A 13001-nucleotide genomic window follows, 5' to 3' on the forward strand; every position below is an offset into this window, starting at 1 on the left:
GGTGTAGGAGTGATTAATTGGTTTTTCGTTTGAGTACTTTGGGTTTGTATATCGGGATCGCGTAGCCTAGTTTGAGGCTGAAACTATTGAGTGAAAAGTCGTTGCTCACATAGTTGTAGTCGTAAATCAATTCGGTATTGTCGAATCGAGTAGTGGGGTTGGCAACATTAATTAACCCATAGCTGTAGCTGATCAGCCCAGTGAAATATCCAGGGCCTACAATTCCTTTCCAATTAAACCCTAGACCAAAGTCAATCAGCATATTCAGCTTTTCACGTTGTGCTAAGATGTCTATTGATGGGCCTACCACTGTTTGGTTACCTAATATCTCGCCCATGTTGTCTGAGCGAGAAGGAGTTGCATTAGCACTTAGCAGGTACTGAAAGGACAGGGTCGCTTGGGTGTATAGCCTGAATTTAGAATTGGTAATATAAAATTTGGCCCCGACAGGGAGCCCTACCCAGGTGGACTTTTCTAAGTAGTCTAAGGTGGAATAGCCGAACTGTTCTTTTTGATACTCATATTGTGTGGTCTGGTAGTCTAGCCCTGTGATCAGAGATAAGTGATCCCAGATAGCAAATTCTACAGAGATGCCACCTGTGATGCCAATACCAGAGGAATATTTGCCTAGCGAGGTGCTGGTGTTGTCGAGGCTGTAGTTATTTTGTACATGTACAAACGAAGAGTTGAGTCCTACATGTAAACCAAAAAGCAATATGGGTTTGGTTCTAAAGGTACCATACAACTGGATGAATTCGGGCGGGTCTTGGTTTTCATCTACTTTGTACTCAGGATCCATTTTCAAGAGTAGTTTCATGTATTTTTCTGCTTCTTGATTTTCATTGAAATACAAATAGGTAATAGCCAATAGGCGATAGCCTCTGATTCTGGTTTCAGCTGTCACTCTGGAGTTTTCAAGGCATGCTGGTAGTTTGGAACGAATGTCCTCAATTTGACCAGATCGGTACGATTGTTCTGCCTCGCTTACGCAGTTGCTATTTTCTTTCTGTGGTTTTTGGGCAAACGTTAGATGACTACACAAAATCAACAGCACATATAGGCAGAAAGTGTAAGCGGTTTTTTGGTGGGTGGTTTTCATTATTTTCATTAATTGTATGTCGTGCAAAAGCTGGTTTCAGGTCGTGCGATATCTTCGCCTACATAGTGTTTCCAGTCGGTATCACTGAAAGCCAGGTCAGCACCCAGCAAGTCACAAATTTCTATGGCCATGTCATGGGTTTTGGTTGGCCATGTTTTGATGTGGTAGTCCCGACTCCCTGCCCAGAGGTTGGAGCCATCGTGTGTGAATACGATAGACCAAACCCAGTCGTCGTGATCTCTCAGTATAATAGGTGCGTCGTCTAGGTGCTCTAAGTCCCACATCCTAACGGTTTTGTCAAAACTACCAGATGCCATGATTTTACCCGCTTGATCAAAAACAATTTGATTGACCCGGGCGTTGTGCACACGCAATATTTTTGGTGGCAGCGTTTGATCTTTTCCGTTGTACAGGTGGATTTTTCCTTCTTCATCTCCTACGGCTAAGTAAGTAGCGTTGGGGCTGAATTGAACTGCGTATAAAGGGATGCTTTGGTCTATAATGACTTCTGGAGGAGTAGAGCCGTCTAGGAAGTATCTGACCAGTTGACCATTTTCTTGTGCGGCCAGTACACTGTTGGAACCGGGATCTATGGTGAGTGCATTTATCTTGTTTTCACCATCGGATAGCGGCACAAAGACTCCGTCTGAAAGGAGCATGATTTTATTGCTAGACCCAACGGCTAATAATTTTCCATCTTTTGTGTAGGACAAAAACCAGGTGTCTGTCCAATTCGTGGGAATCGTTTTTGGTTTGTCGTCGGATTGACTCAAGTCGTATTCTTCTATATATCTAAAAAGTCCTCCGCAAGCGAGTCTGTTTTCGTCGGGGCTGAGTGCTAGCGATTTGTTCACTTTCACGCCTTTCGATTGGCTGATGGTTGTGGTGTTGGACTGATTTCCATTGATATCCCATTTGAGTATGGTGCCATCGCTTCCTGTGGAGTATATGCACTCGTTTTTAGCTGAGGAAATAAGGGCTCGAACATTTTGATCATGTTTGGTCTGATCAAATCTTTCAGGGTCAGTATTCAAAGCCTTTAGTGCATAATACAGTCCGTCGTAGATGTCGGGGTCGTTGGCGGTGCCATGATTCGATTGATTGAACTGATAGGCCAGACTGGCTACATAACCTTCCTTTTCAGGTGTTGTGATTTGCAGCGATTTGATGGCCATGGCTTTGCCGAGAGATCGAAGTCTTAGACTTTTGGCTTCTTCTGCATTTTGTATAGCGATTCCGCCCATGGAGTCAGCTTCAAGTTTTGCTAGTTCGGCTTCCAACTTTTTAGTCATAGCGTGAGACTGTGCTTTTCTGGCTTTTTCAGCACTTTTCTCTGCTTTTATTGCACTTATTTCCGCCTTTTCTCCCTCTTCTACTGCTTTCTTTTGGGCTTCTAGGGCTTTTAGGGTTTCTAGTTCAGCCCGCTCGCTTTCTTCTGATGCATAATAAAATGCGACAAAGGCACAGAAGCAAACAAACAACATGAGTGTGCCGAATTTTCTGGCGTTGTTTATTTTTCTCTTTTGATTTCTCTCATTGATGCGTTTTTTTCTTTCATATTCTTCGTCACTATGATCTAAAAATAGAATGGTACGCTCGTAGGCGGGGTCATATCTGAGGCCCCAATGCATGGTGGGTTGTTGTTCTTTCTTCCAGTTTTGAGCCAATAGAAGCCCAGGAGGTGTCCATAGACCTTCTTTGCCTTCTTGATGCATGGCCGCTGCGGTGGCTAGTGATAAATACAATTTTACAGATTCGGCTTCTTCGTCTACCCACTCAGCTAGCTCTACCCAGTTTCTCATCAAGCTTTCATGAGAAATGTCAATGATGGTGTCGTCTTCAAACTTTATCTGGCCAGAAGGTAGGAGTAGTGATCGGCCCGGCCTTCTGAATTGTTCTACAATGGCGACGACCTCTTCTTTGCTGGCACCCACTATTTGTGATATATCCTTCAGTGTAGTAGGTCGCCTTACACCTCTGCCATCTTCCCCTTTTTCAGTGATGCATTTAAAGATGCGCTTGCATAGTTGAAGTTCTTTGTGATTGAGATCACCGTAAGCTTCACGTGCATGTTTGGATAGTGCATTCTTCATTCCGCCTATCGCTTCGTAGTCAGATATGGCTATTGATTGTTCTCCAGACTGATTTTTTTTCCAGTAGTCAAATGTGCGCATGAGCGCATGCTGCATAATGGGCAATTGATCTGAATCGTCGCCCACTTCATCTAGGATTTTTTCAACTAAGTCATCTTCTACCTTGGCATTCATAAAATGAATAGGCCCTCTAATGGCTTTTTCTTTTTCTTCTCTTGTCAGCTGAGGAATGAGGTATTGACTGCTATTGATCGCACTTGTGAGTTGGGGAAACCGAGCGCAATCCCCAATGAAATCAGCTCTGATCGCGATGACAATGTGTACAGGCATTTCTTTTTGGGCGATGGTAGCCGTCAATAGATCCATCAAAGTTTTTACCGAATGGTAGGCATCATTGCTTTCCTGGGCAAACCTGAAAACTTCCTCGAATTGATCAATGAAGAGTAGGTGTTTCTTTTTGTTTTTTTTGAGTTTACCGTTTAATAGTTTAAATAATCTTTCTGGTTTTTTCCAGATCGTACGTTCTAGTTTGTCTATTTTTTCCTCTGTTTTGCTTGCGTCATTGTCAGATTCATCGTCTTTTTTCAGTATGCTGTTGTATATGCCTCTAGCAAGGCTTCTTGTGGGGGCGTGTCCAGGAGTAATAGACATCACGTTCCATCGATCTTTGTCGTTTGTGTCGGGATTGATCATGTCAGACAATACGCCACAAGACATGAAGGATGATTTGCCGACTCCTGAGGCTCCGATTACGGCGATGAACCCTTTTTCTTTTATCTGTTTGATGACATAATCCACCTGAGTTTCCCTGCCGAAGAATAGCTCTGCTTCATCGGATTTGAAAGGGCGAAGTCCTGGAAATGGGTTGCTGATTTTACTAGTTGTGATAGGTGTTTCGGTTGTTGGCATAATTAAATCTGGTGGTTGGTTGACGGTAATGAAGTATTGTTACACAAGTTCTAGAAGTGGGCGGTTAGCCGGAACACTTGTTTTAGCAAGAGGTGCACTGGCTAGGATTGAATTTGGGATTTCTTCATAGAAAGTCAACAGTTCATGAAAGACGACATTATCAATCTGCATCAATATAGCATCCGATATTGCATGTAGTTTGACGTTAGAATCTTCTGGCATGGTTAGAAAAAACCTGTGTGCCATTTCGTGGTTGAAATAGCTTAAGCTTTCTTTTTTATGGTTTAATTCAATACTTCCTTCATATACGATATAGTAGTCAAGGTTGGAAATGGAACCCTCAAATATTAAGTCTCCTTTTTTGTGCTTTTTCACCTTTACATAGCGGGTCATTTCGGAGAGGACCAAGCCTGGTATGTCTTTGAATTCGGGTATTTTTCTAATAAAGGAGATGATGTCGTATTTTAGAATATGGATGTTGTCTTGGTTGTTTTTTTGGTTTTCTACCGTTTGCATGGAGTGATGGGCAAATTGAAAATCACGTTCTTTTTCATATCTCACTTTTATCGATTCAAACAGAGGCTTGTGAAGTTCATAAAGCGATTGAGCTGCAGTTTCGCTCAATACAGGGTTGGGGTTGATCAAATGTGCAGCCATGATTTGACTGGAATCAAAGTCACTTATTTTTGAGAGTTCTCTTAGCGCACAAGTTTTGGTCCAGCTGTTGATCCATTTATAATCACGTTGTATGACATTGATAAGCAATTCTGATTTTCCCATCGGTTCGGTTGGGAAGGTGTTCATCAGTTCTTTTACTTTTTCAGCGTATGAGGATCTTTTGAATAACGGAATGAGAAAAAGCTTCATTTCATCGTAAATGAAAATGTCTAGCAATTGCGAAGCAAATTCAGACTCTTCAATTTGGTGGCTGTCGATGTTGTTTTTGACAGATTCTACAGATTTGGGGTCGTATAGCAAGGCTAATAACCTGAAAATTGTATTGTAATTGAAGGTGATTTCGTAATCGAGCGCATCAGTCAATTGCCTGTCGGACTGATGTCTAATTGCATCTTGATGAATAGACATGTTCCAGATCACCACATTGCAGACCTCATGGAGTTCTGACCTGACTTGTAAGGCCATTTTATCATTGGTGACAGTAAATCCACATCTACTTAGTGCATCCAAACAGGTCGTCACTACATTTTGATTTGGGTAGCTCAACTTGTCGAGCAGTAAGGTGACTGCCTGCTCTGAGCCTATTTTGCCATAGACTTGCAGTATTCTTTGCTGTAGCTTTTGATTCAATTTACCTAATTGAAAGGCCGTTTCTAGCTTCTCCACAAATGCATCCTGTGATGCTGCAATGGCGGACATCGAAGCGTTTACAAAAATGGGGTGGTTCAGCTTTTGAATTAAGTTGTTTTGAAGGACTGTGTCGTCGGTATTTACAGCTGAGAGTATGGCATTGAAAATAATCTTAGAAGAGTGATCGCCGAATAGTCGGTTTAGGATCTCTCCTTTTTTTGACGATTTGATGTGTTGGGCCAATAGGGCTCCATATACCCTTTCTTTTTCTAATTTGGACGAGGTTAATTGGTCTATATATTTGGTTTGCTTGATCCTTTTATTCCCTTCTTCCAAGGTCAGTATTGCATGCTTGACTTGACTCGATGTCCTCAAGTTTGGAAAGTGCTTCCATAGCGTGACCTTGGACAAGACAGGAGCCGCATCGATCAATTGATACTGGGCGATGTCGGTCACCGCATATTCCTGAATGTTTTCGTCGTTGTGATCGGCCAAAAAGACGAGCTTATCTCTGTACGCTTTAGGATCCATGACTTTGAGCAGGTTGAGTTGATAGATGGCCAATGGAAATTCATTGTTAGATATTTCATTTTCTAATTTTGAAATAATACTTTGGTTAAAAGAGTGCTCGTGTTTGATGAGTTGATTCTGCTCTCCTAGACTCTTTTGAAGCAGATCAGTATACAGACGGTACATGTAGGCCAGTGAGAAGAGCCACAAAATGCCTCCGGCAAGGACGATGAGCGAACAAGTCCATGGGAAAAAGGTGCCATCTACCTTGGTGAGTAGCCATGTGGCCGCACTACTGCTTTCCAATTTGGCGAGTAGCAGTAGCAGTAGACCAGTGATCAATACCCCCATATGTTTAATGATACCTTGTGTCAGGCTAAGGGTGTTTTCCCTCAAGGCTTCTTCTATAGGAGAAAAGAACAGTTCGAAGAGTGGTCTTTGAAGGCCAATAGTGAGGGAAGAAACGATGGCGATACCTGTGACTAAAAAGATGAAAAACAGAATGAAATCTAGTTCCTCGCTATTGAAACTATAGTAGCTACCGATTATTAAGCTAACAAAGGTGAAAAAGCATACCGCAAAAGGAATGGTTGTTAAGCTCAATTTGACCCCATATTGCCTGATGACTTGGCTTTTTGAGACGATCAAAAATATAAAGGTGAGTACGACCACACTCATGAGTAACTGGGCGAAAAAGGTGTACACCTCTATCATGCTCTTTCCAGACTCTTTTAATGAAAAGAGAAATAGACTGTTGAACGAGAGGGTAGAAATAGTAACACACAACGTGAATAGACTCAGTGCAATAAAGTACTTGTTTTTGATGAGCTTTTTGATGCGGGTATGGTACTTGATGAATTGGGCACTCCATTGCAACTCTCGAAGACTTTGGTTTTTGAAAGAGACGATTCGTATCACTATTATGCTTAAAAAACAGCTTCCAGAGGCTGTTAATAATAATAAAGAGATGATGTTATCGAAGAACTCTCCTTGGAGATGTGCTATATACACTAGAGAGGAGGCGATTGAAATGCTTCCTAAAATAATGCCAATATTAAGCTTAGGTGCATATGCTTTTCTTTCACGTATATCCATCAAGGCATTTGTAATGGATTGATAGAGGGCTATGGCGGTGGTGCTCACAGGTAGCAAAACTAATACGACTAGTTTGTTGAATTCCTTGTGGTTGAGCTCTATGATTTCAATGTGTAGAAAGAAATATAAGATAGATATAGTCAGAAGGTAGATCGTACTGATCACTGACGTGGAATATCTTTTTTGACAATAGTTTAGTGTCAGCGCAGTGAGTATGCCGATAGCTCCAGTTTCGACTAGCAACAACGGAAGTGCTGATATTTCAAATTGATCAATGAATATGCTGATCGTAGAGATGTAGCTGGAAGTCAAAAATATGCCCAAGCCGAAGCCTATTGCATTGACATACCAAAGCCGCTTCTTGAGCCTGGAGGTTGAGGTTAGGTTAGTTTTCATGTATTCTGATAATCGCTTTACATAAGCGCTTATTTAAAACGGTTTCGAAGATATTAATTTCGTGTTAAAATGGCTGATATTAATAGGTATAATTGAAGATATTTATTAGATATTTCATTTTGTGATAATCCAAATGCGTATTGAGCTTGTATTAATTTTGCCATTTTAGGCAGGAGAAAGGCGCAGGAGCTTGTATGTGCAATGAACCCTGAAGATTAAGCAAAAGATCAACTTGGAGTATGTGAGTAGGGTTGTCTCTAGTTATAATTGACTTTGCATTTCATTACGCTAAATCATTTGTATAATAGCTTTAAATGAACGATTGTGTTCGTTGAAGGGGCTGACTGGTGAAGTTTGTCTGTTTGGGCAGATTAAAGTGTAAATGAAGGTAGGGCTAGTGTCCGTCGAGATCGATTATCAATTTTTTATTTCTTTTAGATTCGTTTAGAAAAAAAGCAATTCGATCATCAACTAATATTATTGCATTTTTTACAGGTAAGTTGTAATTTTTATTATACTTGTGCCGTATTAGATTTTTAGTCTAATAAAGTTAATTTTTTATACCAACCGCCTGAATGAATATTAGCTTTTCAAAATCGTTGTTATTAACGATTTTATCACTTTATGTTAACGTACAGTTGACTTTCGCGCAAGCAGGTCTTAAGGACTTGATTAATGCGCGTATTGATCAGTACAGAAACATCCCCAGCAAACCTGTTGATTCTATTGCCAGTCCTACAGATTCGGTTGCCATCGATATTGTTGATGCCGTTGATGCTGTAGATGTATCAGAGGTAGAGGAGCGACCCGGAGTAGAGTTGTCGGGAGCTGAAATAAAAAATATTGACACAACATCCTTTGTCAGGCGAGCACTGTCTGTGAAGAAAAGAAAACCTGTCAGAGACTTCAAAAATCAATCAGAGTGGGATCGATATTTTAGAATAGAAGAAGGGGAGTCTTATAAGAAAGAACATGTCTTGGAAGAGGAATATCAGGTTTTTGGTTGGCATCCTTATTGGATGGGCTCGGCCTACGAGGACTACAATTATTCCTTGCTTTCCGTCTTGGCTTATTTTTCATATGAACTGAACCCAAGGACGGGCGGATACCAAAGTATCCACGATTGGAAGACGACCCATGTAGTGGATTCGGCACAGGCACACGGAACCAAAGTATTACTTAGTGTGACCAATTTTGGAGGGGAAAACAACAAACTGTTTTTATCCAATCACAAGGCTCAGAAGAAGTTTATCGTTCAGTTGATCTCTTTACTCAAAGAAAGGAATGCAGACGGTGTCAATATTGATTTTGAAAACATATATGGCTCCCTTCGAAATGAACTGACTGAGTTTATCATTGATTTGTCTAATAGTTTGAAAATGGAAAATGACAAATACATGATCACGCTGGCACTTCCGCCTATAGATTATTCTAACGTTTATGATTTCAAACAGATCAATCAGTACGTGGATCTATATGTCATTATGGGCTATGAGTTTTATGGAGTCAATAGTAGTGTAGCAGGTCCCGTAGCACCACTGGAAAGCGGAGATACTTGGTGGGATTATAATTTACAGCGTGCGATAGAAGATTACGAGTTAGAAGGGATTCCGTTGAAAAAGACCTTGATGGGGCTGCCGTATTATGGTGCCGAATGGCAAACTGAAAGTTTGAAATTCCCATCTACAGCCAAAAAATTCATCAAATATCCCATGTATCGCGATGTGAAAAACAAATATGGGGACTTGCCCTGTTGCGAGGATGAAGGTAGCAAAAGTAAGTACTATGTGTATAGAGATGAAGACAACGAATACCGGCAACTGTGGTATGAAGATAGCATATCCTTGGGCAAAAAGTATGATTGGATAAAGGAAAGCAAATTGGGAGGAGTAGGTATTTGGGCACTTGGATACGATAATGGACATGATGAACTGTGGAAGTTAATCGCCCTCAAGTTTGCAAAGGAATCAGGAGATGCAGCCATATCCAATATGAAGACTTTCTTTCAGAAGTTTTCACCGAGGAGACTGTTGGGACTGGTGGCTAGAGTGGCTAAAAACCCAGCATCCTTATTACAAAACCCTAGACCGCTTATGGGCATGTTTGGTATGATATCAGGAGTAAGCCTACTCGGTTTTTTCGTGATGTACAGATATGGCCATCGAATATCGAGAACATTTGGTGTGGTGATCAAAGGAAGCATCGTCATGGGGGTGCTGCTGGTCGTAGCCTTAGTATTTGTGGGGATGAAATTCATGAGCGTTCATTTCATGCTCTATTTGACTATTGGATTGCTAATAGGCGGAGGAGTCATGTTGCTGCTGAGTCGAAAATTTTTAAGAGAAAAAGATTTACCCTAAATCATTTTAAAACCTAACCTAATCTAACCGTACAACCTAAACAAACCAATGATCCATTCCGCATTTTCTACCGTGTCTAATTCGGTAAACGACTACTTTAGAAACCGTTTTTCTACAACAGAAGACAGGGTAGTAGTTTCTAGCCTGGTCAACCCAGATGGCACAGTGGCAGTTACAGAGCCTGACCGGGTCATCATGACCTTGGTCAATATTGAGCATGAAACCATAGGACCCAAGGGACACATATCCTCTAAAGACTTATTGAATCTAAATGTCTATGTGTTGTTTTCTGCCTCTTTTTCTGAAGGAAGTTATTTGGAAGGATTGCGGTATTTGTCAGGTATACTTTCTTTTTTCCAAGCCAATCGAGTACTCAGTCATTCGAATACTCCTGATATGGAACCAGGTATAGACAGGCTATCCTTCGAAATCGTAAAACAAGATTTACAAAATATGAGCCACCTATGGGGAGCTATAGGAGCCAAACATCTTCCGTCAGTATTGTACAAAATGAGGATGGTGACCATTAAAGATGGCGCGTTTAGTTTTGATAGGCCTATTTCTGGACTTGGAGTTAATTTATAATTGAATGATTGACCTGCAATTTCAATATAGCCCAATTGTGAATTTGAAAGTATCTCATGAATATTTTCAAAGCAACGCTGCCGAAAACTTACAATTTGTACCTACGGCCAAAACATTGAACACCCTCTCCAGTTTTGATCTGCTCTTTAGAAGCAACCATGAAGGGTTTCATGTGTTGGTGGATCAGGCAAGCAAGGATAGATGGTTGGAGTTGCTAAGAGACAAAAAACAGCTCTCTTTTGGGTTTTGGATTGGAGATACGAGTCCCTATTTTTCAAGTATCACAGAGGAAGCCTCACCCAGTCCAGATCAACTGTTTTATTTTAAAAATTTAAAGGAGTCCATAGGTGTGTCTGCACCGATGCATAAGGGAGATTTTGTTTCTAAAAACGAGATGACATCTGTGATGAATGCTAATTTCAAATGGGATAATATAAAAGAGGGGCAAGAGATGTCGATTATAGATTCCAATAGAATCGTACGATTGACAGGGGAGAAAGCTGCTTTAGAGGCGGCAGTTTCTGGTCTTCCAGAGGGGTACTATGAGGTTGAAGATAAATCTGGCAGTATACAGAGCCATTTTTTAGTGTTGCCATTTACAAAGCCGAAGTATCTAATTGGTTTTTTGGAAATAACGCTTGATGAGTCAATAATCGCTCAAATAACCGATGCCATCATCGAAGGAAGTCCAATTCCTAAATTAGATTTTTTTGTGGTATTCAAGGCACGACAAGCCTATTGGAGGTATGTACTGGTATCGCAGTATGTACAAGGCTTGGAGAAATCAAAACTAGAGGCAGAACAATCAGATATTGTGTTTTCTGGGCCTACTCCAGTGCGTTTGGCAAATGGAGGGGCTGCGGTAGAATTCTTATCCCAAAAACCATTGCGTATTACCAAGTACTCCGACCTTTCGTTTCGTCTATCAGCGAAAAAAAAAGGAAGTGGAGATGACGCAGAACGAATATTGGTAAAACGAATGCCTTTGCCTCGCATCGATAGTATTGTAGAAGATAGAATTAATCAAAAATTTATAGCAGAAATATTTATTAACATTTGAACCAATTTATTTAACCATGGCAATAAACTTAGCAACACCTGGTGTTTATATTGAAGAACTCAATGCGTTCCCAAATACTGTCGCAGGTATACCCACGTCAGTTCCGGCCTTTGTCGGATACACCGAAAAAACCAGCATGGACGGTAGGTCACTAATCAATGAACCTGTAAAAATCAGCTCGATGTCTGATTATATCAAGTTTTTTGGTGAAGGCACGAAAACCAAGTATAAAATCGAAGAATCAGATGACTTAGATGCATCGGCAGTCACTGTTGCGGGCAAGGGCTACAATGTAGTCCCAGAGTCTAGCAGCAGATTTATACTCTTTGATAGCATGCGACTTTACTTTGCCAACGGTGGAGGCACCTGTTGGGTAGTTACAGTAGGATCTTATACCACCACTCCAAAGGCTGCAAAAGGGCCAAAAGGAGAATCAGCAGGGTCTGCAGGTGCTCCACTTCCTACAGTGATTTCCAAAAAAGCATTAATAGACGGTATCCAATCTTTGGTGAAAGAGTCTGAGCCTTCTATACTGGTAGTACCAGAGTCTGTCATGCTTTCAGAAGGAGATTGTTTTTCAGTGCAGCAAGATATGTTGTCTCACTGTGGTTTCAAGATGAAAGATAGATTTGCGATTCTTGATGTACACAAGGGTAGCGAGGGGAGAACCAATGCTGCTGATGATGTCATAGACAAATTCAGAGCTGGTATTGGTCTCAATCAATTGGCCTATGGAGCTGCTTATTATCCATGGGTACACACGACGATCGTAGATGCCGACGAAGTAGACCTAACCAATATTTCTAATCTAGATGTATTGGCGACTGTACTTAGCAAAGAGGCTGATGTGATCAGTGAAACGCCTAAGAAAAGCGAAGAAGTCAAGAATGAGCTGAAAAAATTGACACAAAAGGATTTGGATGTTGAGTCTACAACACAGATGTTGAATGTGGTCAGCCCATTATTCAAAAAAATACAAAATGGTATCAGATCAAATCTGAATATTTTGCCTCCTGCTGCAGGTATGGCAGGAGTTTATTGTATGGTCGATAACGAAAGAGGTATTTGGAAAGCACCAGCCAATGTGAGCATCAATTCGGTAACAGCACCAACGGTTCGAATTACTCATGAAGAACAGCAAGACCTGAATGTAACGGTAAGTGGTAAGTCGATCAATGCGATTCGTGCATTTGTAGGCGATGGCACCACTGTATGGGGCGCACGTACACTAGACGGCAACAGTGGAGATTGGAAGTATATCAATGTTCGTAGAACAGTGACTTTCATCGAGCAGTCTATCAAAGGTGCAGCCAAAAAGTACGTGTACGAACCAAACACAGCTAATACTTGGGTCTTAATGAAAAGTATGATCAGTTCATTCCTGAACGGTATATGGAGGCAAGGAGGACTAGTAGGTCTCACTCCTGACCAAGCATATGATGTACAAGTAGGAGTAGGAGCAAACATGACGACTAACGATGTACTAGATGGCATCATGAGAATATCGGTAAAAATAGCAGTGTCAAGACCTGCAGAATTTATCGTTATCACATTCCAGCAAAAAATGCAGGAACTATAAATCATTC

7 protein-coding genes are annotated in these 13001 nt (G+C 41.1%); 4 read left to right on the forward strand and 3 right to left on the reverse strand.

The window, feature by feature from the left end; genetic code table 11:
• Positions 1-13: 13 nt before the first annotated feature.
• The 3 genes from N7E81_RS10115 to N7E81_RS10125 are packed head-to-tail and all read right to left on the reverse strand — an operon-like array spanning position 14 to position 7410.
• On the reverse strand, positions 14-1108 hold the full coding sequence (locus N7E81_RS10115) for a porin family protein (protein WP_263049470.1): 1095 nt from the start codon (positions 1106-1108) through the stop codon (positions 14-16).
• Entirely contained in the window at positions 1108-4101 is a 2994-nt protein-coding gene (locus N7E81_RS10120) for a WD40 repeat domain-containing protein (RefSeq protein ID WP_263049471.1), read from the reverse strand. The genes N7E81_RS10115 and N7E81_RS10120 overlap by 1 nt, the downstream gene beginning before the upstream one ends.
• Positions 4102-4140: 39 nt before the next feature.
• Positions 4141-7410 (reverse strand): hypothetical protein, encoded by a 3270-nt coding sequence (locus N7E81_RS10125; RefSeq protein ID WP_263049472.1) that lies wholly within the window; start codon positions 7408-7410, stop codon positions 4141-4143.
• Between the two features lie 575 nt (positions 7411-7985).
• Here N7E81_RS10125 and N7E81_RS10130 point away from each other — a divergent pair.
• The 4 genes from N7E81_RS10130 to N7E81_RS10145 are packed head-to-tail and all read left to right on the forward strand — an operon-like array spanning position 7986 to position 12994.
• Entirely contained in the window at positions 7986-9770 is a 1785-nt protein-coding gene (locus tag N7E81_RS10130; protein ID WP_263049473.1) for a glycosyl hydrolase family 18 protein, read from the forward strand.
• A gap of 48 nt (positions 9771-9818) precedes the next feature.
• On the forward strand, positions 9819-10355 hold the full coding sequence (locus tag N7E81_RS10135; RefSeq protein WP_263049474.1) for a DUF4255 domain-containing protein: 537 nt from the start codon (positions 9819-9821) through the stop codon (positions 10353-10355).
• Between the two features lie 4 nt (positions 10356-10359).
• The gene (locus tag N7E81_RS10140) at positions 10360-11415 is read left to right on the forward strand and encodes a hypothetical protein (RefSeq protein ID WP_263049475.1); all 1056 of its coding nucleotides are present in this window, start codon (positions 10360-10362) and stop codon (positions 11413-11415) included.
• A 16-nt stretch (positions 11416-11431) separates the two neighbouring features.
• Positions 11432-12994 carry a phage tail sheath family protein gene (locus N7E81_RS10145; protein WP_263049476.1) on the forward strand — a complete coding sequence of 521 codons (1563 nt, stop codon included), beginning with the start codon at positions 11432-11434 and terminating at the stop codon, positions 12992-12994.
• The last annotated feature ends 7 nt before the right edge of the window (positions 12995-13001 follow it).

Origin of the sequence: Reichenbachiella carrageenanivorans, from assembly GCF_025639805.1 — a bacterium.
Taxonomy (GTDB): domain Bacteria; phylum Bacteroidota; class Bacteroidia; order Cytophagales; family Cyclobacteriaceae; genus Reichenbachiella; species Reichenbachiella carrageenanivorans.

What these genes read in the sequence shown, in the direction of transcription:
- N7E81_RS10140 (WP_263049475.1), top strand. Translation starts at nt 10,360, where the DNA reads ATGATTGACCTGCAATTTCAATATAGCCCAATTGTGAATTTGAAAGTA.
- N7E81_RS10135 (WP_263049474.1), top strand. Translation starts at nt 9,819, where the DNA reads ATGATCCATTCCGCATTTTCTACCGTGTCTAATTCGGTAAACGACTAC.
- N7E81_RS10115 (WP_263049470.1), bottom strand. Translation starts at nt 1,108, where the DNA reads ATGAAAATAATGAAAACCACCCACCAAAAAACCGCTTACACTTTCTGC.
- N7E81_RS10125 (WP_263049472.1), bottom strand. Translation starts at nt 7,410, where the DNA reads ATGAAAACTAACCTAACCTCAACCTCCAGGCTCAAGAAGCGGCTTTGG.
- N7E81_RS10120 (WP_263049471.1), bottom strand. Translation starts at nt 4,101, where the DNA reads ATGCCAACAACCGAAACACCTATCACAACTAGTAAAATCAGCAACCCA.
- N7E81_RS10145 (WP_263049476.1), top strand. Translation starts at nt 11,432, where the DNA reads ATGGCAATAAACTTAGCAACACCTGGTGTTTATATTGAAGAACTCAAT.
- N7E81_RS10130 (WP_263049473.1), top strand. Translation starts at nt 7,986, where the DNA reads ATGAATATTAGCTTTTCAAAATCGTTGTTATTAACGATTTTATCACTT.